This is a genomic window from Agrobacterium sp. 22-221-1 (genome assembly GCF_053522445.1).
The window spans coordinates 22,106-42,646 of record NZ_JBNWCL010000028.1 but is presented as its reverse complement, the minus strand read 5'-3'; the positions used below and the strand labels follow the sequence as shown (position 1 = coordinate 42,646).

20 protein-coding genes are annotated in these 20,541 nt (G+C 61.5%); 9 read left to right on the top strand and 11 right to left on the bottom strand.

Going from position 1 to position 20,541, the window contains the following annotated elements:
• Positions 1-167 precede the first annotated feature (167 nt).
• The gene (locus ACQZ5N_RS25400; protein WP_035260597.1) at positions 168-440 is read left to right on the top strand and encodes a hypothetical protein; all 273 of its coding nucleotides are present in this window, start codon (positions 168-170) and stop codon (positions 438-440) included.
• Here the strand turns inward: ACQZ5N_RS25400 and ppdK are convergent.
• On the bottom strand, positions 418-3,144 hold the full coding sequence (gene ppdK, locus ACQZ5N_RS25395; RefSeq protein ID WP_059754071.1) for a pyruvate, phosphate dikinase: 2,727 nt from the start codon (positions 3,142-3,144) through the stop codon (positions 418-420). The genes ACQZ5N_RS25400 and ppdK overlap by 23 nt on opposite strands.
• 228 nt (positions 3,145-3,372) lie before the next feature.
• On the opposite strand from ppdK, the gene ACQZ5N_RS25390 reads away from it, so the two are divergent.
• Positions 3,373-4,350 (top strand): VOC family protein, encoded by a 978-nt coding sequence (locus tag ACQZ5N_RS25390; RefSeq protein WP_448734451.1) that lies wholly within the window; start codon positions 3,373-3,375, stop codon positions 4,348-4,350.
• Positions 4,351-4,803: 453 nt separating this feature from the next.
• Here ACQZ5N_RS25390 and ACQZ5N_RS25385 read toward each other — a convergent pair whose 3' ends face one another.
• The 4 genes from ACQZ5N_RS25385 to ACQZ5N_RS25370 all read right to left on the bottom strand — a co-directional run bounded on the left by ACQZ5N_RS25385 (position 4,804) and on the right by ACQZ5N_RS25370 (position 10,179).
• Complete coding sequence (locus ACQZ5N_RS25385) at positions 4,804-8,271, bottom strand: AAA family ATPase (RefSeq protein ID WP_448734450.1); 3,468 nt, start codon at positions 8,269-8,271, stop codon at positions 4,804-4,806.
• A gap of 84 nt (positions 8,272-8,355) precedes the next feature.
• Positions 8,356-9,036: a DsbA family protein gene (locus ACQZ5N_RS25380; RefSeq protein ID WP_072494057.1), complete on the bottom strand. Its 681-nt coding sequence runs from the start codon at positions 9,034-9,036 to the stop codon at positions 8,356-8,358.
• Positions 9,037-9,165: 129 nt separating this feature from the next.
• On the bottom strand, positions 9,166-9,687 hold the full coding sequence (locus ACQZ5N_RS25375) for a DUF721 domain-containing protein (RefSeq protein WP_080817472.1): 522 nt from the start codon (positions 9,685-9,687) through the stop codon (positions 9,166-9,168).
• A 27-nt stretch (positions 9,688-9,714) separates the two neighbouring features.
• On the bottom strand, positions 9,715-10,179 hold the full coding sequence (locus ACQZ5N_RS25370; protein ID WP_196379542.1) for a hypothetical protein: 465 nt from the start codon (positions 10,177-10,179) through the stop codon (positions 9,715-9,717).
• Positions 10,180-10,305: 126 nt separating this feature from the next.
• Here ACQZ5N_RS25370 and mutY point away from each other — a divergent pair, with 126 nt between their 5' ends.
• Entirely contained in the window at positions 10,306-11,415 is a 1,110-nt protein-coding gene (gene mutY, locus ACQZ5N_RS25365) for an A/G-specific adenine glycosylase (protein ID WP_448734449.1), read from the top strand.
• A gap of 82 nt (positions 11,416-11,497) precedes the next feature.
• The gene (locus ACQZ5N_RS25360; protein WP_448734448.1) at positions 11,498-12,109 is read left to right on the top strand and encodes an HAD family hydrolase; all 612 of its coding nucleotides are present in this window, start codon (positions 11,498-11,500) and stop codon (positions 12,107-12,109) included.
• 37 nt (positions 12,110-12,146) lie between these two features.
• Here the strand turns inward: ACQZ5N_RS25360 and ACQZ5N_RS25355 are convergent, their stop codons facing one another.
• The 3 genes from ACQZ5N_RS25355 to ACQZ5N_RS25345 form a co-directional block, all read right to left on the bottom strand.
• Entirely contained in the window at positions 12,147-12,437 is a 291-nt protein-coding gene (locus ACQZ5N_RS25355) for a type II toxin-antitoxin system RelE/ParE family toxin (protein WP_448734447.1), read from the bottom strand.
• Positions 12,438-12,439: 2 nt separating this feature from the next.
• Complete coding sequence (locus ACQZ5N_RS25350; protein ID WP_127756240.1) at positions 12,440-12,691, bottom strand: type II toxin-antitoxin system ParD family antitoxin; 252 nt, start codon at positions 12,689-12,691, stop codon at positions 12,440-12,442.
• 375 nt (positions 12,692-13,066) lie between these two features.
• The gene (locus ACQZ5N_RS25345; protein ID WP_003520492.1) at positions 13,067-14,212 is read right to left on the bottom strand and encodes a site-specific DNA-methyltransferase; all 1,146 of its coding nucleotides are present in this window, start codon (positions 14,210-14,212) and stop codon (positions 13,067-13,069) included.
• A 237-nt stretch (positions 14,213-14,449) separates the two neighbouring features.
• Between ACQZ5N_RS25345 and ACQZ5N_RS25340 the strand changes: the two genes are divergently transcribed.
• Positions 14,450-15,550 carry a hypothetical protein gene (locus ACQZ5N_RS25340; protein WP_448734446.1) on the top strand — a complete coding sequence of 367 codons (1,101 nt, stop codon included), beginning with the start codon at positions 14,450-14,452 and terminating at the stop codon, positions 15,548-15,550.
• Here the strand turns inward: ACQZ5N_RS25340 and ACQZ5N_RS25335 are convergent.
• Positions 15,510-15,971 (bottom strand): DUF1284 domain-containing protein, encoded by a 462-nt coding sequence (locus tag ACQZ5N_RS25335; protein ID WP_448734465.1) that lies wholly within the window; start codon positions 15,969-15,971, stop codon positions 15,510-15,512. The two genes, ACQZ5N_RS25340 and ACQZ5N_RS25335, sit on opposite strands and share 41 nt — an antisense overlap.
• Positions 15,972-16,016: 45 nt before the next feature.
• Positions 16,017-16,697 carry a GntR family transcriptional regulator gene (locus ACQZ5N_RS25330; RefSeq protein ID WP_448734445.1) on the bottom strand — a complete coding sequence of 227 codons (681 nt, stop codon included), beginning with the start codon at positions 16,695-16,697 and terminating at the stop codon, positions 16,017-16,019.
• 221 nt (positions 16,698-16,918) lie between these two features.
• Here ACQZ5N_RS25330 and ACQZ5N_RS25325 point away from each other — a divergent pair, with 221 nt between their 5' ends.
• The 3 genes from ACQZ5N_RS25325 (at position 16,919) to ACQZ5N_RS25315 (ending at position 18,251) form a co-directional block, all read left to right on the top strand.
• Positions 16,919-17,608: an HAD family hydrolase gene (locus ACQZ5N_RS25325; RefSeq protein ID WP_448734444.1), complete on the top strand. Its 690-nt coding sequence runs from the start codon at positions 16,919-16,921 to the stop codon at positions 17,606-17,608.
• 71 nt (positions 17,609-17,679) lie between these two features.
• Positions 17,680-17,958, top strand: a complete 279-nt coding sequence (locus ACQZ5N_RS25320; protein ID WP_448734443.1) for a BrnT family toxin — start codon at positions 17,680-17,682, stop codon at positions 17,956-17,958.
• Complete coding sequence (locus ACQZ5N_RS25315) at positions 17,937-18,251, top strand: BrnA antitoxin family protein (RefSeq protein WP_059754107.1); 315 nt, start codon at positions 17,937-17,939, stop codon at positions 18,249-18,251. Before ACQZ5N_RS25320 ends, ACQZ5N_RS25315 begins: the two co-directional genes overlap by 22 nt.
• Before the next feature lie 73 nt (positions 18,252-18,324).
• Here ACQZ5N_RS25315 and ACQZ5N_RS25310 read toward each other — a convergent pair whose 3' ends face one another.
• Complete coding sequence (locus tag ACQZ5N_RS25310) at positions 18,325-18,864, bottom strand: hypothetical protein (RefSeq protein ID WP_035236805.1); 540 nt, start codon at positions 18,862-18,864, stop codon at positions 18,325-18,327.
• A gap of 264 nt (positions 18,865-19,128) precedes the next feature.
• Between ACQZ5N_RS25310 and thrC the strand changes: the two genes are divergently transcribed.
• Positions 19,129-20,526 (top strand): threonine synthase, encoded by a 1,398-nt coding sequence (thrC, locus tag ACQZ5N_RS25305; protein WP_003520498.1) that lies wholly within the window; start codon positions 19,129-19,131, stop codon positions 20,524-20,526.
• Positions 20,527-20,541 lie beyond the last annotated feature (15 nt).

The window sequence follows — 20,541 nt, the reverse complement described above, 5'->3', positions numbered from 1 at the left end:
CGACACCACGCCGCCTGACACCGCTATCGCCGCCGCCTGCCAAGCCATTCTCCATGATGGATTGATGCAACTTTCCGCCCCAACGCGGCTTTTCCCCACATGAAAACAGGCGTATCAATCGCGGCAATAAAAGTGCCGTACGGCTGTCATGTTAAGGGAGAAACAAAATGCGTGTTTCCATCGTCTTCGGTGCGCTTGCCGCCATGCTGGCGCTCACCGCCTGCCAGACGTTGACGCCGGAAGAGCGTCGGGCGCGGGATGAGGCGACTTGCCGGGGTTACGGTTTCCGCCCCGGCACGGACCCGATGGCCGGTTGCCTTCTCGATCTGGAAATGGACCGCCGCGCCGACAACCGCGCCTGGCAGGCGCAGATGAACCGCGACATGTTCTACCGCCCCGTGGTGGTGGAGCGGCGCATCATCGTCCAACAGAACCCCTGACGGGAATGAAGGCGACATTGCTCGCCACCCTGCCCTCATCCCTCTTTGCCGCCAGCGTTGCCTGCGCCGCGGCCAGGCGGGCGATAGGCACGCGGAAGGGCGAGCAGGAAACGTAGTCGAGATCGGCGTCCTCGCAGAAATGGATCGAGGCCGGGTCGCCGCCATGTTCACCGCAGATGCCGAGCTTCAGTTCCGGCCGCGTCTGGCGGCCGCGTTCGGCGGCGATGCGGATCAACTCGCCCACACCGTCGAAATCGAGCGAGATGAACGGGTCACGCTCGATGATGCCCTTGCGCTGATAGGTATTGATGAAACGCGCCGCATCGTCGCGGGAAATGCCGAAGGTAGTCTGCGTCAGGTCGTTGGTGCCGAAGGAGAAAAATTCCGCCGCTTCCGCGATCACATGCGCGCGCAGTGCCGCGCGCGGCAGCTCGATCATCGTGCCGGTGAGATATTCGATCTCCATGCCGGTCTCCTGCGCCACGGCGGCGGCGACGCCGTCGATGACTTCGGTGACGTAATCCAGTTCCGCGCGCAGACCGACAAGCGGCACCATGATCTCGGGCACGACCGGCGCGCCGGTGATGCGCGCCGCCGCAACGGCCGCTTCGAAAATGGCGCGGGCCTGCATTTCGGCGATTTCCGGGTAGGAAATGGCAAGGCGGCAGCCACGATGGCCGAGCATGGGGTTAAATTCGTGCAGCGCATCCAGCCGCTGGCGGAACACCGTCTGCGGCATGCCCATGGCGGCCGCCACCTCGACGATTTCGCCATCGGTCTTCGGCAGGAATTCGTGCAGTGGCGGGTCGAGCAGGCGGATCGTCACCGGCAGGCCGTGCATGATCTGGAAAAGCTCGGTGAAATCCGAGCGCTGCATCGGCAGAAGCTCATCGAGCGCCGCCCGCCTGCCCTTTTCGCTTTCGGCGAGGATCATCTCACGCATGACGTGGATGCGGTCGCCCTCGAAGAACATATGTTCGGTACGGCAGAGACCGATGCCTTCCGCGCCGAAGGCACGCGCAGCGCGGGCGTCGGCGGGTGTGTCGGCATTGGTGCGCACCGTCATGCGGCGCAGGCTGTCTGCCCACTCCATCAGCTTACCGAAATCGCCCGAGAGTTCGGGCTGCGTCATCGGCACCTCGCCCTTCAGCACCCGGCCGGAAGAGCCGTCGATGGTGATGACATCGCCGCGTTTGAGCATGCAGCCGACGCCGATCAGCACCTTGTTGCGCATGTCGACGCGCATGGAGCCGGCGCCGGTGACGCAGGGAATGCCCATGCCGCGCGCCACCACGGCGGCGTGGCTGGTCATGCCGCCGCGCGTCGTCAAAATGCCTTCGGCGGCGTGCATGCCGTGAATATCTTCCGGGCTGGTTTCGATGCGCACCAGAATGACACGGCGGCCTTCGGCTTCCGCCGCAACCGCCTCTTCGGCGGTAAAGACGATTTCGCCCGTCGCCGCCCCCGGCGAAGCTGGCAGGCCGGAGCCGATGATGGGGCGGGATGTGCCGGGATCGATGGTGGGGTGCAATAGCTGGTCGAGCGACGAGGGCTCGATGCGGCAGACGGCTTCCTCCTGCGAGATCAGCCCCTCTTCCACCATATCGACGGCGATCTTCATGGCGGCGCGGGTGGTGCGCTTGCCGGAACGGGTCTGGAGCATCCAGAGCTTGCCGCGCTCGATGGTGAACTCCAGATCCTGCATGTCGCGATAGTGGTTTTCCAGCCGCTTGCAGATCGCCAGAAATTCGCTGAACGCCTCCGGCATCAGCTTTTCCATGGAAGGCTTGTCGGAGCCGGAGGCAAGACGCGCGGCCTCGGTGATGGATTGCGGCGTGCGGATGCCCGCCACCACATCTTCGCCTTGAGCGTTGACGAGGAATTCGCCGTAAAGCTCCGCCTCGCCCGTCGAAGGATTGCGGGTAAAGGCGACGCCGGTTGCCGACGACGAGCCGAGATTGCCGAACACCATGGCCTGAACGTTGACCGCCGTGCCCCAGTCGCCCGGAATATTGTGCAGGTGCCGGTAGGTCACGGCGCGGTGGTTGGTCCAGCTGGCGAAGACGGCGCCGATTGCGCCCCAGAGCTGAACATGACAGTCCTGCGGAAAAGCTTCGTCCAGCTCATCCTCGATCAGCTTTTTATAAAGCGAAACGACATGCTGCCATTCGACCGCCGACATGTCGGTATCGTATTCGTGGCCGAGGCGGCCCTTTTCATCCTCGAGAATTTCCTCGAACAGTTCGTGGTCGAGGCCCATGACCACATCGGCATACATCTGGATGAAGCGGCGGTAGCTGTCCCAGGCAAAACGCGCGTCGCCCGCATCGTGGCCCAGCGCCTCAACGGTGCGATCGTTGAGACCCAAATTCAGCACGGTATCCATCATGCCGGGCATGGAGGCGCGCGCGCCGGAGCGGACGGAGATGAGCAGCGGCGAGTGGCTGCCGCCGAAGGTCTTGCCGGTCACGGTTTCCATGCCGTGCAGGCCGGCCATGACCTGCAGCTTCAGCTCTTCGGGAAGATCGCGGCCATTCTTGTGATAAAGCGCGCAGGCATCGGTTATGATGGTGAGGCCGGGGGGAACGGGAAGGCCGAGACTTGCCATTTCGGCAAGGTTCGCGCCCTTGCCGCCCAATATCGCAACGTCACCTGCCCTGCCTTCGGCAGCACCGTTGCCGAAGGTATAAACCCACTTTTTCATTCCACGCTCTCCACCCAGAAGCGTTGTCATTTTTCTATCATCTACAGCATTGGCGGCACGTTGGAAACGCCGCAACGTGCAGTTTACATCGCAGTGCAGCATAATTGCGGCAAATTGCGCGCAAGAATTGCCGCAAAGGCCGAATAACGGCATGATTGACGCATTCGTGTAATGCGCTGAACTGGAGTGTTGCCTAAGCCATTCAAATCGCCGACAAAGAGATTATTCATGCAATTTACCCGCCGCCATACGCTTAAATTTGCCGGAATTTCCTGTGCCGCCAGCGCGCTTGCCGGGGCGCTCAGAGCCGAAGGCGCAGTGCCCGTCGCGGGCGCCGCCTCCGCCCTTCCCTTCGCACTGACGACGCCGATGCATATCGGCCAGGCCGCGCTGCGCGTGCGCGATCTCGACCAGATGATCGAGTATTACCGTTCAGTGCTGGGCATGAACGAGGTGGAGCGCACGGCGAGAGGCGTGACGCTCGGCGTCGGCACCGTGCCGCTGCTCGATCTTGTGCACAAGCCCGCGGCGGATTTCGAAAGCCCCACCTCCGCCGGCCTGTTCCACATCGCCTATCTGATGCCCTCGCGCAAGGATCTGGCGCGCTGGCTGGTGCATGCGGCGCTGAAGCAGGTGCCGCTTACCGGTTTTGCCGATCACAATGTCAGCGAGGCGATCTATCTCAACGATCCCGAGGGCAACGGCATCGAGGTTTACAGCGACCGGCCGAAGGACACATGGGTGTGGAGCGGCCGCGTGGTGAAAATGGGCACCGAACCGCTCGATGTCGACGATCTGGTGAAGCTGACCGATACCAAAAGAAGCGACTACGAGGCTGCCCCGCCGGGAATGCGCATCGGGCATGTTCACCTGCGGGTCGGCGAAATCGCCGCCGCCCGCGCCTTTTATGAAACGGCCGTCGGCCTGCAACCGACGCAGGATGCGCGCTCCGATGCCTCGTTTCTTTCTTCCGGCGGGTATCATCATCATCTGGCGGTGAATACATGGAACAGCCGTGGCGCGAAGGAACGCAACGCCATGGAAACCGGCCTCGACTGGTTTTCTCTCACCGTTCGCAATCTCGCCGATCTCGAGGCGCAGAAAACGCGGCTGCGGGCCGCCGGTTATGTGCTGGTGGAGATGGAGAATAACGTCGTGGAAGCGATAGACCCCTGGGGCACGCGGTTGCGGCTGGTGCCGGGGTGAGCAGGCGGTAGCGCTCCGCACTGCACGATTGACGGTTATGGCAGGCGCGGCGTTTACCGGGATTCGTAGTGTCCTCTCCTTCCGTCATTCCGGCCTTGAGCCGGAATCCAGTCGACGCGACTCTCGCGCGACGGCAAGAGTCCTTTCAGCCCAAGGACTTGGGCTGGCTGGATATCGGCTCAAGACCAGCATGACGGAGGAGGTTTGCGCCCTGGAAACGATTACCAGCCATACACCCACATCGCCCTATGAACCCGGAAAAAGAAAGCCTTGCGAGGCCACGGCAGCGGCCTCGCAAGGCATTCCATCCGGTACAGGAAACCGGATGGTGGGGTCTGTGATGAGCCCTTTGGCCCTTGCGGAAAACATAGCAAAACACCGCGCATTGTCGCTCACCCGAATGGGTGATACCGCCAGATAAATTCGCAATGGAGGCGAAGGGGAAAAGAAGCCTCAGACGGCTTCGCGCAGCTGCTCGGCGGTCTGCAAATCCACGGAGACGAGCTGCGACACGCCCTGTTCGGCCATGGTGACGCCGAAGAGGCGGTTCATGCGCGCCATGGTGATGGGATTGTGGGTGATGATGACGAAGCGGGTTTCGGTGGAGGCCACCATCTCGTCCATCAGGTTGCAGTAACGCTCGACATTGTGGTCGTCGAGCGGCGCATCCACTTCGTCCAGCACGCAGATGGGCGCGGGATTGGTGAGGAAGACCGCGAAGATCAGCGCCATGGCCGTCAGCGCCTGTTCGCCACCGGAAAGCAGCGTCATGGTCTGCGGTTTCTTGCCCGGCGGGCGGGCGAGGATTTCCAGGCCCGCTTCCAGCGGATCGTCGGATTCGATCAGCTGCAATTCCGCCGTGCCGCCGCCGAAAAGATGGGTGAAAAGCCGCTGGAACTGCGAATTGACCACATCGAAAGCGGCGATCAGCCGTTCGCGGCCTTCGCGGTTGAGGTTCTGGATGCCGGCGCGCAGCTTGCGCACGGCATCGATGATGTCGTCGCGTTCCTTGATCAGCGCTTCGAGCTTGGCGGAAAGCTCGGCCTGCTCTTCCTCGGCGCGCAGATTGACCGCGCCCAGCCGCTCGCGTTCGATCTTCAGCCGGTCGAGATCGCGCTCGACGTCGCGAATATCCGGCTTCGGCTGGTCCGGACCGAGGCCGGTCAGGCGGAACGCCATATGCGGCTCGGTATTCAGTGTTTCGCGGATGCGGTGTTCGGTTTCCTGCCGCTTTTCGCGGGCGGAAACCAGCCGTTCTTCGGCACGGCCGCGCTTTTCGCGGGCTTCGGCCAGTTCGGACAGGGCCGTTGCCGCCACACGGTCGGCGGCGCGCTGCAGGTTTTCCGCCTCGGCCAGCCGGTCGGCGGCCTCGCGGCGGGCGTCTTCGGTCTTCTGCAATTCATTGAGGAGATTACGGCGTTTCTCGTCGAATTCTTCCGGCGCTATGTCCAGCTCGGCGATTTCCTCGCGCGCCTCTTCCTCGCGTTCGCGCAGCGTGGCGATGTGATCGGCCGCACTCGCTGCGCGCGATTGCCAGGTGGAGCGCTCCTGCCCTATCGCCTGAATTCTGCGCTGGCGGCTTTCCGCCTCGCGGCTCACACCCTCATGGCGGGCGCGGGCCTCCGCCAGAAGGCCGCGATCAGTCGCGACTTCAAGCTGGCTTTCGCGCAGCCGCAGATCTAGCACGGAAAGATCGGGCGCGTCTTCCATTTCGATGCGGGCGTTCTCCTCCTGAACGGCGATCTCGTCGATCTGCGCGCCGATCTGGTTCAGTGCTTCAGACACGATATCGCGACGGCGCAGCAGATCGCCCGAGGCCCTTTCGGCGGCGGTCAGCGCCTCACGCGCCTCGGCAAGATGGCGGGTCGCAAGACGGCTTCGGTCGCGCACTTCCGAGAGCCGCAATTCGCTGCTGCGGATTTCTTCGGTTTTCGCGGCAAGCTGGTCTTCGGCCTCGTCCAGAATGGAGCGGGCCTCATCCAGTTCTGTCTCGATTTCAGCGAGGCGGTTCTTCTGCGACAGGCGAAGCGCTGCGGCACCCGGCGCATCGGCGCTGGCTATGTGACCGTCCCAACGAAACAGCGCGCCTTCGCGCGTCACCAGCCGCTGTCCGGCCTTCAAATGCGGCAGCAGGCGCCGGGCTTCCGCAGTGTTTGCGACGACGCCGATCTGCGCCAAAGCGCGGCGCAGGGCTTCCGGCGCCTGCGCATAATCCAGAAGCGGTTTCGCGCCCTGAGGCAAGGCGGGATCATCCGCGCCATCGCCATTACCGGCCCAATAGGCGGGCGCGGCGGGATCGAGCGGGCTTTCGAGATCGTCGCCGAGGGCGGCACCCAATGCCGCCTCGAAACCGCGCTCCACGGTCATTTCTTCCGCCACCGGCGTAAAACTGCCATTGGCGGCGGCGCTGGAGGCAAGGATTTTGGTGATGGTGCGTGCTTCCGTATCCAGCGCGTTCAGCCGGTTCCGCGCCGTTTCCAGCGGCGCGCGCGCCAGCGCTTCGGCGGAACGGGCCTCAGCGACGGCGGCTTCTGCTTCCTCCACCACGATCAGGGCATCCTCGACCGCGATCTCCGCCGCCTCGACCGCTTCGCGCCGTTCGGACGGGTCGGGAAGGCCGGAGAGTTTTTCGTCGATGGCATCGATCTCGGCGGATGCCTCCTGCGACTGCCGCTCCAACCTCAGCTTGCGATCGGAAAGATCGCGGATCGCCCGCTCCAATTGCTGAAGGGCGGCGGCGGCCTCGGCTCGTTCGGCGGTAATCGCGGTGAAGATGGCTTCGCTTTCCGCCAGCTTGACAGCGGCGGCTTCGAAGGCTTCGCGCATCTCTTCCGCATGGCGGCCGGAATCGGAGAGGATTTCCAGAAGTTCGGCCTCTTCCTCATCGAGCCGCGCGAGTATCTGGGCATTATCGGAGACCAGCCGTTCCTCGCGGACGATATCCTCGCCAAGCTGCGACAGGCGGCGGGCCAGCTCGTCGCGGCGACGCAGCAGGCGGTTGGCCTCGTCATCCAGCTGGGTGCGGGCGATCTGCAGGCGTTGCAGGGCGGCGGCGACTTTCGCCTCATCCTCGCGCAGCTCCGGCAGTTTCAGGCTGGCGATGCCCTGCTGCTTGGCCGCCTCCATCTGGCCTTGAGCCTTTTCGGCGACGATATTCGTGGCCTGATTGAGCGCGCTTTCCGCCTCCCCCTCGGCTTCCTTCGCCTCGACCCAGCGGATGTGCAACAGGGTCGCCTCACGGGCGCGGATATCGGCTGACAGCATTTTGAAACGGTTGGCCTGCCGCGCCTGGCGTTTCAGGCTTTCGATCTGGCTTTCCAGCTGGGCGGTCACATCTTCCAACCGCTCCAGATTGGTCTCGGCGGCGCGCAGGCGAAGCTCGGCTTCGTGGCGGCGGGAATGCAGGCCGGAAATGCCGGCCGCCTCTTCCAGCAGCTGGCGGCGGGCCTGCGGCTTGGCATTGATGAGCTCGCCGATACGGCCCTGCCCGACCATGGAGGGCGAGCGGGCGCCGGTGGAGGCGTCGGCGAACAGAAGCTGCACATCCTTGGCGCGGGCTTCCTTGCCGTTGATGCGGTAGACGGAGCCGTTTTCGCGCTCGATGCGGCGTGTGACCTGAATTTCATCGGCATCGTTGAAGGCGGCGGGCGCGGTGCGGTCGGAATTGTCGAGATAAAGGCCGACTTCGGCGGTGTTGCGGGCCGGGCGATTGCCGGAACCGGAGAAGATGACGTCATCCATGCCGGAGGCGCGCATGTTCTTGTAGGAGTTTTCGCCCATCACCCAGCGCAGCGCTTCGACCAGATTGGACTTGCCGCAGCCATTCGGCCCGACGACACCGGTCAACCCCGGCTCGATGATGAATTCGGAAGGTTCGACGAAGGATTTGAAACCGACGAGGCGGAGCTTGTTGAACTTCATGCCGTCACGCCCCGGCAAGAAGACGGGCAATAAAAAACGGGCGTGCGGAAATATCCGCCGCCCGTTCCTTTAAGGGTCCGGCGATCAGAGCAGCTTGTCGATGACAGCCGACATGGTTTCAACCGACATGTCTCCTGCGTATTTCTTGCCGTTGATGATGAAAGTCGGCGTGGAGTTGACGCCGAATTCCGTCGCACCGCGTTGCATCGTTGCGTTCACATCATCCAGAAGTTTCTGGTTCGTCAAGCAGGCCTCGAAAGACTCCTGTGAGAAACCGGCCATTTTCGACATTTGCAGCAGGGCGGCGCGCGCATCCTGCGCAACGGCCCAGCTCTGCTGCTGCTTGAACAGCATGGAAACGAAGGGGAAATACTGACCTTCCGGTGCGCAGCGCGCCAGCATGAAGGCGGCAGCGGCGCGCGGATCGAACGGGAATTCGCGCAGCACGAAATAGACCTTGCCGGTATCGATGTATTTCTTCTTGATCTCTTCGAAGGTCTTGTTGTGGAAGTTGGCGCAGTGCGGGCAGGTCATCGACATGTATTCGACGATCTTGACGGGTGCGTTGGCATCGCCGAGCGCGGCTTCCGGCAGCGGGCCGGGCTTCATCACCGCAGCCATATCCACATCGCCGGTGGATTCAGGCAATTCCTGCGCCTCGGCGATACCGGGCGTGAAGGCAAACGGCAGGGCCGTGGCAACGGCGGCAAGAGCAACGCCGCCGAGGAGGCTGCGACGGGAAATGGTCAGTTCGGGAAAATGCATGAAAGCACCTGTTGGTAATAGACTCTATTGTCCGTTGATTCCGATATAGCGACGGCCTGTTCATCACAAGCGGGGTTTTGAACTCTTCTTGTCAAAGAATTGTGACCAGTCAAGGACGGCGCGGTCACATCAAATCGTCCTGCCGCGCGGCTTTTTCTGCAATACCGCCGTGCCCAGCCTCTCCACCGCCTTGCGCAGCGCCTCGCTCTCGATGCCGTCCATCATGTCATCGAGACGTTTTGCCGCATCGCCGCGTAAGGGTTGCGGTTTGCGCCGGCGGTTGACGGTTTGGGACACCGGTTTCTGCACGATCCTGATCTGGCGCACCGCCGGAAAGCCGAAAAAGCCGTTGATGCGGGCAATCAGTTCGCCCTGCGCATGGGTGAGAAACAGGGCGCGCGCGCCTTCGCAGGCAATCGTTAGCACGCCCGGCTGATAACCGCCGCGATCCGGCCCCTCGTCGCGGCGCGGCCAGGTGATCTTTTCCGGCCGGGTGCAATCGGCGAAGTCCTCGCCGGCGATCTCGTCCCAGGAGCCGAGCAGCGCCGTGTTGATGCCCGCCCGTTTGGACAGCACGGGGTCCATGATGCCATTGGCGACTTCGGCGATCTGCACGACGCCTTTGCGGAATGAATCTGCGGGTTTCTTCATGCTCTCCTCGACAGAGGCCAAGCGGCCTCAAGCGGTCGCGCCATCGTCATCTTCTTCTCCACGCAACAATGCGCGGAATCGTCGCCAGTCCCGGCAGGCGCCCAAGCGTATCATTCCCGCCACCAAACATCCAAAGAGGAAATAGGCCCCAGCCAAAAACTTCAGATGCGATATTCCCGGCTTATCCGACATAACGGCAATCACCAACATGCAGGTGAGCACGATGGAGAGGTATATCCACAGGCCATGGCAGAAAATCGCCCAGAAACCGGATTCGATAATTCGAAAGCGGCGCGAGGGCTTGCCTCTCATCTTCTCCAGTTCACGGACTTCGCCGATCAGGCGGGAGACCACAAAGGCCACGCTGTTCTGCCGCCCGAAACACAGACGGCCAATATGGTTCAACAGGCTTCCAATCAGGCACAGGGCCAACAAAACCCCGATAACATAAAGCAGCGGTTGGGGTATATTATCCAGCAGCGGATTCAGCATGGGGCTCTTCCTCCAAAATCGGATCATAGGTTTCGATGTCGGGCGTTCGTCACCGGATGCGGTTTTCCACGCCGCCGCCGCAGGCTGCTGTTGCAGATTGCCGTGCCGTGTCTATGTTCAGCGGCGATGAACACACATACGCGGCAACACATATCACATCCGACGGCGGAACAACTTCTCGCATGGTACGACCGGCACCATCGCGAACTGCCATGGCGCACGTCTCCCGCCATGGCGGCCCGGGGAAAACGCGCCGATCCCTATCACGTCTGGCTGTCGGAGGTCATGTTGCAGCAGACGACGGTGCAGGCGGTGAAACCCTATTTCCTGAAGTTTCTCGCGGCATGGCCAAGCGTCAGCGATCTGGCTGCGGCGCCGGTCGAGGATGTCATGGCGGCCTGGGCAGGGCTCGGTTATTATGCCCGCGCCCGCAACCTTAAAAAATGCGCCGAAGCCGTGGCGCGCGAGCATGGCGGCATCTTTCCGGACAGCGAAGAGGGCCTGAAGGAATTGCCCGGCATCGGCGACTACACCGCCGCCGCCGTGGCGGCCATCGCGTTCAACCGGCAGGCGGCGGTGATGGACGGCAATGTGGAGCGCGTCATCTCCCGCCTCTTCTCCATAGACGCTCCCCTGCCCGGCTCAAAGCCCGCCATGAAAGCGAAGGTGGCCGAGCTTACCCCTTCCGACCGGCCCGGCGATTTCGCCCAGGCGATGATGGACCTCGGCGCGACGATCTGCACGCCGAAACGGCCGGCCTGCGCGCTCTGTCCGTTCAACGGCCACTGTCTTGCGCTTGCGCATGACGAGCCGGAGCGTTTTCCGGTCAAGGCGGCGAAGAAGGCAAAGCCGGTGCGGCTTGGGGCCGCCTTCGTGGCGGTGAATGCGAGCGGTGAAATCCTGCTTCGCCGGCGCATCGAAAGCGGGCTTCTCGGCGGCATGACCGAGGTGCCGACAACGGCATGGACCGCCCGCATGGACGGCGGCACGGAGGCGAGCCATGCGCCCTTTGCCGCCGGCTGGCAGGCAGCGGGCATCATCGTGCATGTCTTCACCCATTTCGAACTGCGGCTCACCGTCTATCGCGCTCAGGTGCCGGACGGCCTTAAAACCGGCCCGGATGACGGATGGTGGGAGCCGGTTACAAATCTTGACGCACAGGCGCTGCCAACGGTGATGAAAAAAGTCATCGCCCAAGCTATTCCATCCGCGTATCGGCCCGAAAATCGAAATTGATTTTCGATAGGAACGATACGCAACTCAAAGATTTAGAGCGTCTGAAAGACGCGCTAATGTTCGATGAAAGCAGGAAATTTCGATGACCAAGATTGAGCATATCGTATTCGACATCGGCAAGGTGCTGATCCATTACGATCCGCATATTCCCTATAGCCGTCTCATTCCCGATGCCGATGAGCGCAAATGGTTCTTCGAAAACGTCTGCACCCATGACTGGAACCTAGAACAGGATCGCGGACGCCGCTGGGAGGATGCCGAGGCGTTGCTGGTAGAGCAGTTTCCGGAGCGGGAAGAGCATATCCGCGCCTTCCGCAAGTTCTGGCACGAGATGGTCTCGCATTCCTATGACGACAGCGTCGCAATCATGGTTGCCCTGATCGACAGCGGCTACGACGTGACGATGCTGACCAACTTCGCCTCCGACACGTTTCGCGAGGCGCAGAAGATGTTCCCCTTCCTCACTTTGCCGCGCGGCGTCACCGTTTCCGGCGATGTGAAGCTGTTGAAGCCCGATGTGGCGATCTACGATCTGCACGCCAGGGAATTCGGCCTCAATCCGGCCGCCAGCCTCTTCATCGACGATACGCTTGTGAATGTCGAAGGCGCGAAGAAAGCAGGCTGGCAGGCCGTGCACTTCACCAGCGCAGAAAAGCTGCGGCAGGATTTGCGGGCTTATGGGGTGGAAACGTAAGCTGGCTGCCGGGCAAAACGGTGACGTGGACGCGCGGCTACGACTCGTTGGCCCAGTCTTCATGTGCGTGGCGGACGCGGACGATCAGGACGTCATCGTCCGTTCCCACGGCATAAACAACCAGATGTGCCCTGAACCGATAGATACGCAGCGGCGGTAACAACTCATGCCGCTCCCGTGCCATTCGTGGGTTGCGAGATATCAGCTCAAATATCTCATAGAGTTCCCGGTGATATTTTTGCGCCTGCGCCAGCCCGAATAAGACGATGCCTTCTTCGACTATGCGAATGACGTCCTCTTCCGCGAGCAGAGACAGGCGAAAGCCCATGATCAACCGATTTTGCGTTTCATGGAGCGGGCTTCAGCCTCGGCGAACAGGGCCTCCTGCGAGCGATGCCCGACGCCACTCTGCAGTCCCTCATCCACAAAACGCTGCATCGCCGCGATTTTTTCGCCTCGTTCCTGATCCTTGCGGATCAGGTCTCGCACGTAGTCACTCGCATTGGAGTAACGACCTGTCCTGGACTGGGCCTCGACCCATTCTTTCATGGGTGCAGGCAGCGATATGTTCATGGTCGCCATATTCATCTCCTTTGAGGGAAGAGTGCAGAATTTGGCAAAGTTTGTCAAAAAAGATCAGGAAAAGAAATTGGCGCAGGCGGAAATGGCGGTCTCCGGCCTGCGCCAGTCCTGCCGCAAGCGGCATCGGACGCAATGTTTTTGTGATTTTTCCGAACCGGATTTTCACAACCACTGCTCTGATTTGAGACAGTATTGCCGATCTCTTGCGCGAAACTTGTCTTGCTAAAATAGGATACTCGAAAATACCAACGCCCGACACCGAAGTGCCGGGCGTTGGTCGTTCTCCCTCCGGGACTGAAGGTACTAAACCGGACGGAGACATAGGCTGACAAGGGCGGGCGGTGGATCGTTGCGCCTAAGCCTTTTGGGCTTTGACTATTCGGCCTTTGCCAGTTCACTGCGGATGATCGCTCTCAGATCGTCGATCGGCTTCAGCGTGTCGCCGTCTTCGAAATGCCAGAACGTCCATCCGTTGCATGCGTCGAGACCCTGCACCTTCGCGCCGAGGCGGTGAATGGAGCCGGCGGTCCCGCCGGATGCAATCGTACCATCGGCACGAATAATGGCGCTATAACGGCGTCGTGCATCCGTCAGCACCTGGCCCGGGCGGACGAGGCCGCTTTCCACCAGCGTGTTGAAGGCAACGCGCGGTTCGGCCTTCTTGCCGGTCATGACGGTCAGTTCCGCCTTGCCGAGCGGCTCGACGGCGGCGATGCGGGCGGATGCCGCATCGATGTAATCCTGTTCGCGCTCGATGCCGACGAAGTGGCGGCCGAGACGTTTTGCGACCGCACCCGTGGTGCCGGAACCGAAGAACGGGTCGAGCACGATATCGCCCGGCTTGGTGGAGGCCATGATGATGCGCGCCAGCAGCGCTTCCGGCTTCTGGGTCGGATGCACCTTCTTGCCGTCGTCGCCCTTCAGTCGCTCGTTGCCGCTGCAGATCGGGAACAGCCAGTCGGAGCGCATCTGCACATCGTCGTTGGAGGCCTTCAGCGCATCGTAGTTGAAGGTGTAGTTCTTGGCTTTCGGATCGCGGCTGGCCCAGATCATCGTCTCATGGGCGTTCTGGAACCGGCGACCCTTGAAGTTCGGCATGGGGTTGGTCTTGCGCCAGACGATGTCGTTCAGGATCCAGAAATCGAGGTTCTGGAGCATGGAGCCGACGCGGAAGATATTGTGGTAGGAACCGATGACCCAGATGGTGCCGTTCGGCTTCAGGACGCGGCGGCAGGCGAGCAGCCAGGCGCGGGTGAAGGCGTCATAGGCCTCGAAGGAGGCGAACTGGTCCCACTCGTCATCGACGGCATCGACCAGCGACTGATCGGGCCGGTGAAGCGTGCCGCCAAGCTGGAGATTATAGGGTGGATCGGCGAAGATCGCATCGACCGACTGGCTCGGAAGGGCATCCAAGGCAGCGACACAATCACCTTTGATGATGCTGTCTTTCCAGGCGTCGCTCTCGCCCGCACGATCAAAACCGGCACGCCGAAAATCGGCCAGCGGAAAAACTGCTGCCATTGGTACTCGCTCCATACGCTTACTCTCTACTGATGCTTATGGTTACCGAAGATGGTTATCAAAGCCTGAACAAGTCACGGAAAATGCGAAATAAATGGCTGTCGCGGCCCGCAGGCGCGATTTGCGGCGGCCGGCGGGGGAACCCGAAGTCGGGCAAAAACGTTGTGCACAACGGGTTCTCCTGTCCCCGTATATCGGCGCGGCAGGAAGAGCCATTATGGCAGGGGGTAATCCGCAATGGGGTCCGTGATGAAAATGGCTTCTTTTTCCATGAATGTCGTCTGCGCCGCACTTTTCGCAACGGCGCTGCCGGCGCCGTCGCAGGCGCAGCAACCGGCCCCGCAATATAACGTCGTCACCGATGCGGTCCTGTTCGATGGCGGCCCCTCGCTCGGCAATAGCGACAGGGTGCGGTGGGATTTCTACAAGGCAGACCGCTCCGGCGGGCGTACCGACGACAATGCCGGCGGTTCCTATGACGCCACCTTCGAGGCGAAACTGCCGGCGGGCAAATATGTCGGGGTGGCGGCGCTGGGCAATGTAACCCGCGAAGTGTCGTTCGAGGTGAAGGACGGAAGCGTCGCGAGGCCGAAGGTGAATTTCGACGCGGCGGAATTGACCGTCGTGCCGAAACGCAGCGCCGGCGGCGATGTGGAAACGCAGGCGAAGACGGAAATCACCAAGGGCGATTTCAAGGACAGCGTCTATGGCCAGAATACTGTCTTCGTGCCGGCGGGAGACGTCGTCCTTACCGGCAGCATCGGCCCGGCGCGGGCTGAGGAGACGCTTGCCATCAAGGCGGGCGAGAAGATCAGCCACGAGCTTGTCATTCCAAGCGGCGTGGTGATCGCCAAGGCCGTTTATGCGGAAGGCGGCAGGGCGGTGGAAACGGACGATATCCGCTTCGAAGCGATGTCGGCCAAGGAAACGCTGGATGGCACGCGTGAGACCATCAACGGCATTTACGGCACCGGCAAGATCATGGAAATGCCCGCCGGCGACTTCGTCATGCGCGCGCGTCTGGGCAAGGTGACGGTGGAACAACCATTCACCGTGACTGCCGGAAAACGAACCGAAATCACCCTCGATCTCGATGCGGGCGTTCTCGCCATCAAGGCGCCCGGTGCGGAACGGATCGATATCGTTGAAACCACCAGAGATCTTCAGGGCACGCAGAAGGAGATTTCCGGCCGTTACGGCACGCAGCATCAGGAAACCCTGCATCCCGGCGAATATTCGGTGAAGGTGAGCTACGATAAGAAATCCGGCCGCGAGCCGAAAGAGATCAAGGCGACGGTCAAGGCCGCCGAGAGAACCGAGACGGATGTGCCGGAGTAGGCCTCGGCCGCCGCCCGGCCGGAGGCTCCGGACCTTCGCCGATTTTCACACCTGCGAAGCCTGACGCCGCGATACGGTCGCACAGTCTTATCCACTGACAGCCTCGACAGGCCGGCCTGATCTCGCCTGCGGCGAAAGCCAGACGCATCTTCGCAAGAAAGTCGGGCGTCGCCTGCAGCCTCTTGCCGGCGATTAGTGTCTCGCCCAAAACCCCTGACACCGAAAGGCGGGCCGTCTCATCCCGCTGCACCACGCCTTCGTTGAAGCAGTGGGCATGGCTTTCACACAACAGGCCCTCGCAAATATCGTCCGGGCCATCCACCAGCTCGATATCCTCCTCACCGGCATTCAGGCGGGCAGCGACACGGTCGTAATTTTCGACGAAGCCGGACGTATATCCCTTGCCCACATAGGTGAGCATACAGAGAAGATGGTGGGGCCGGAGGCGGACGGTCACGGGCCCGCCCTATCCAACGATGGCGAAGGCGTCGCGCACCGAGCCGGACGAGGTGCGGATCGCCTTGCGGCCGATCCATTGCACATGCCCGTCGAGGATACGCACCGCCTCTTCGGCGCGGCCGCCGCGCAGCGCATCGATGATCGCGCGGTGATCGGTATCGGTGCGGCGCTCCCAGCCGGCGCGCCAGGCGGAAAACAGGAAGCGGGCGCTCGCCGCATGCAACCCGTCGATCGCCTCCATCAAGCGCGGCATGTTGCAGGGCGCGGTGATGAGGCGGTGGAAGCGGCGGTTGGCCTCCTCCCAATGCTGCACATCGACGGCGCTGTCGCCTTCGAGCGTCGCCGCCTCCGCCTGGTCGAGAATGGCGGGTGTCATGTTGGGAATGGCGTGGCGCAGCGCCAGGACCTCAAGGGCGGCGCGCATTTCCGCCACTTCGCGCACATCGTCAAGGCCGAAATCCGCCACCCGGACACCCCGGCGCGGAATGCTGGCGGCAAGCCCCTGCGCTTCCAGCCGGCGGAATGCCTCGCGCACCGGCACATGCGACGCGCCGAATTCGGCAGCGATGTGATCCTGCCGCAACCGTTCGCCCGGCGACAGCTCTCCGCGAACGATGCGGTCAGCGAGCGTGCGGCTGATGCGTGCGGCAATGGTGTCTTCAGGCGTGGTTTTCACTGGCTTTGGCATAACATCCCATAACGCATCTGGCGCGACTGTGTGTAGTGCTTTTTGCACGCGGCAAATGCGCAAAGCCGAATATTCGAAGCCGCACAGTTTCCTACCCAACCGGCAAGCTATGAGCCTGATGGGACCGACCCTTGCGGGTCAGCCAGTTGAGCTTGGCGTGGACATGGTCTAAAAGCCCCCCGCATCACTTTTTCCCGGCAAATCCGATACAGGGAGCGCCCATGAGCGGCTTCGACCTCATTATTTTCGACTGTGACGGCGTTCTGGTCGATTCCGAAATCATCGCCGCACAGGTGGAGTCCCGCCTTTTGACCGAGGCCGGTTATCCGATCTCCGTCGAGGAAATGGGCGAGCGCTTCGCCGGCATGACCTGGAAGAACATTCTTCTGCAGGTGGAAAACGAAGCCAGCATTCCGCTCTCCGCGTCGCTGCTCGACAAATCGGAAAAGCTACTGGACATGCGGCTGGAACGCGACGTGAAGATCATCGAGGGCGTCAAATTCGCCCTGTCGCGCCTGACCACGCCGCGTTGCATCTGCTCGAACTCATCGAGCCACCGGCTCGACATGATGCTGACGAAAGTGGGCCTGAAGCCCTATTTCGCGCCGCATATCTATTCCGCCAAGGATCTCGGCGCCGACCGCGTGAAGCCGAAGCCCGACATCTTCCTGCATGGCGCGGCGCAATTCGGCGTTTCCCCCGATCGCGTGGTCGTGGTCGAGGATTCCGTGCACGGTATTCATGGCGCGAGAGCCGCCGGCATGCGCGTCATCGGCTTTACCGGCGCATCCCACACCTATCCGAGCCACGCCGACCGGTTGACGGATGCGGGCGCCGAAACGGTGATCTCGCGCATGCAGGACCTGCCGGCCGTGATTGCAGCGATGGCGGAGTGGGAAGGCGCTTTTTAAGTTGTGAAGGGGCTTCTTTCGTGATCTGAGTGGCAGCATTGATATTTTAATAAATGTAGCTACATTAATTCATGAAAATCATATGGGATGAGCACAAGCGGCTCGCCAATATCGAGAAGCACGGCTTCGATTTTGAAGATATCGATGGGTTTGATTGGGAGAGCGCCATCATCGAGAAAAGCCTGACCGAACCGAGAAGTTCGCGCTTCAAAGCGATCGGATATTTCCGGGACGGGACTATGGCCGTTGTTTTTGCGACTGTCGGGACAGAAGCAATATCCATCATCAGCTTCCGACGGGCGAGTTCCAGGGAAAGAAGGAGATTGCCATGGCCAAAGTTGCAAAACTAAAGGAATTCAAACCCGGACGCGGCTATACCGAAGCGGACTGGGACGCCGTCGATTTCCCGGAAATGACGGATCAGGAACTGGCAAATGCACGCCCCGCCCGAGACGTTTTGCCTCCTGCTTTCTTCGAAGCAATTGATGAATACAGAAAGACGCGTGGACGCCCGCCGGTGGATAAGCCGAAGAAACAGGTAACATTGCGCCTCGATGAAGACGTGGTGGAGCGTTTTCGCGAAGGTGGCAAAGGATGGCAGAGCCGCATCAACGAGGCCTTGCGAAAGGCAGCTGGTATTTAAATCCGTTGCCATTCAAAAAGAAACCGGAGCCCGCAAAAGCAGCCTCCGGTTTTTTGACATTTCGCCCGTCAAATCACCGGCGCTTGGTCTTGGCCTTTGCGCCCTGCTCCGCGAAGCCGATGAAGACGCTGACAGACTTCGGTGCGCCGCCCGGTCCGTTGGGGATGGCGACGTGGTCGTTGTTGAAGATGAACTGCGTGCCGGCCCCGCCTGCCGGAACATCGACGGCGAAGGCGGTGGTTTCGCCGTAGATCTCGCCGTCGCCGTCCTTCACCGTCACGCGGATCGGCACGGTCACGCGGCCGGGCTTGGCCATCGGGCCGGGAACGAGGCGGCCCTGGGCCAGCACGTTCACGGTGAGCGTCGATTCATTGGCGGTGCACGAACGCGTCGTATCGGACAGCGAGACCTGATAGGCGAGTTTCTGCGGATCGTCCTTGGCGCCGCCGGCATAGACGCGATGAACGGCGTTGGCATCGAGAACCGTCACGGCCGGGCAATTGGCCTGAACCACGGCAGCCGTCGGTGCGGCCTGCGCCGCCGGCGGGTTGACGGCAAGCGAGTCCGACGGGTTGGAGGAATTGCATCCTGCAACAACGACGAGAAGCGACATCGCGGCGGACAAACGCAAGAAATTCCCTGACACTCTTCTAAATCCTCTCCCTTGTCCCGGAACAGAACCGGAGACGCTGTTTATTGACCTTTCACCCAGGTTGGCGATGGTCTATAGCAGCGACGCCGGAAAAAATCGATTGGCATGTTCGGTTTTGCTTGAATTTTCAGAAAAGCCCTTCATTAGCTCGCCAATCGCCTCATTCCGGTGAGACGCTGCGGACAAAGACACCGATCGCATCGGTAACGGATAAGGGACTATCTCGTGGAATATGTATCGACCAGGGGTGCGGCCCCTTCGCTTGGTTTTTGCGACGCGCTTCTGGCGGGCCTTGGCCGTGACGGCGGGCTTTACGTTCCGCGCAAATGGCCTTCCATGTCGAAGAAAGAAATCCGCAACCTGCGCGGCAAGTCCTATCAGGATGTTGCCTTCGAGGTTCTCTACCGTTTCACCGGCGGCGAGATTCCGGCAGACAAGTTCAAGGCGATGATCGACGACGCCTATGCGACCTTCCGGCATCCTGCCGTCGTGCCGCTGACGCAGACCGGCCCGAACACCTTCGTTCTCGAGCTTTTCCACGGCACCACGCTTGCCTTCAAGGACGTGGCGATGCAGCTTCTCGCCCGCCTGATGGACTACACGCTTTCCGAACGCGGCGAGCGCGCCACCATTGTCGGCGCCACCTCGGGCGATACAGGCGGCGCGGCCATCGACGCCTTTGCCGGGCGCGAGCGCACCGATATCTTCATCCTTTTCCCGAACGGCAAGGTCTCTCCGGTGCAGCAGCGCCAGATGACGACCTCGACCGCTTCCAACGTGCATGCGCTGGCGATCAACGGCAATTTCGACGATTGCCAGACGCTGGTGAAGGAGATGTTCAACGACGTGAAGTTCCGCGACGGCGTGAAGCTTTCCGGCGTCAACTCCATCAACTGGGCGCGCATCATGGCGCAGGTGGTCTATTATTTCACCGCGTCGCTTTCGCTCGGCGGTCCCGACCGGAAGATTTCCTTCACCGTTCCGACTGGCAATTTCGGCGATATCTTCGCCGGTTACGTCGCCAAGAAGATGGGCCTGCCGATCGACAAGCTCGTCATCGCCACCAATGACAACGACATTCTGGCGCGCACGCTGAAGACCGGCCGTTACGAGATGCGCGGCGTCAAGCCGACCACCTCGCCCTCCATGGACATCCAGATCTCGTCCAACTTTGAGCGCCTGTTGTTCGAAGCCTATGGCCGCGATTCCGCTGCGGTAAAGGCATCGATGGACGGCCTCAAGCAGTCGGGATCCTTTGAAATTCCGCCGCACGCGCTGAAATTCATCAAGAAGGATTTCCGCGCCGGCCGCGCCACCGAAAAGCAGGTGGCGGCAACCATCCGCGACACGCTTGAGAAAACCGGCTACCTGATCGACCCGCATACGGCGACCGGCGTTTTCGTGGCGGAAAAGCACGAAAAGGCGTCAAGCCCGATGGTCGTTCTGTCGACCGCTCACCCGGCTAAATTCCCGGCCGCTGTAAAATCCGCTTGCGCAATCGAGCCTGCGCTTCCAGTATGGTTAGCTGACATTATGAACCGGGAGGAGCGTTTCGACATTCTGGATGCGGAGCTGAAAGCCGTGGAAACCTTCATCGGCAAACACGCACGCGCCGGCAAATAGAGACGCGGAAAGACG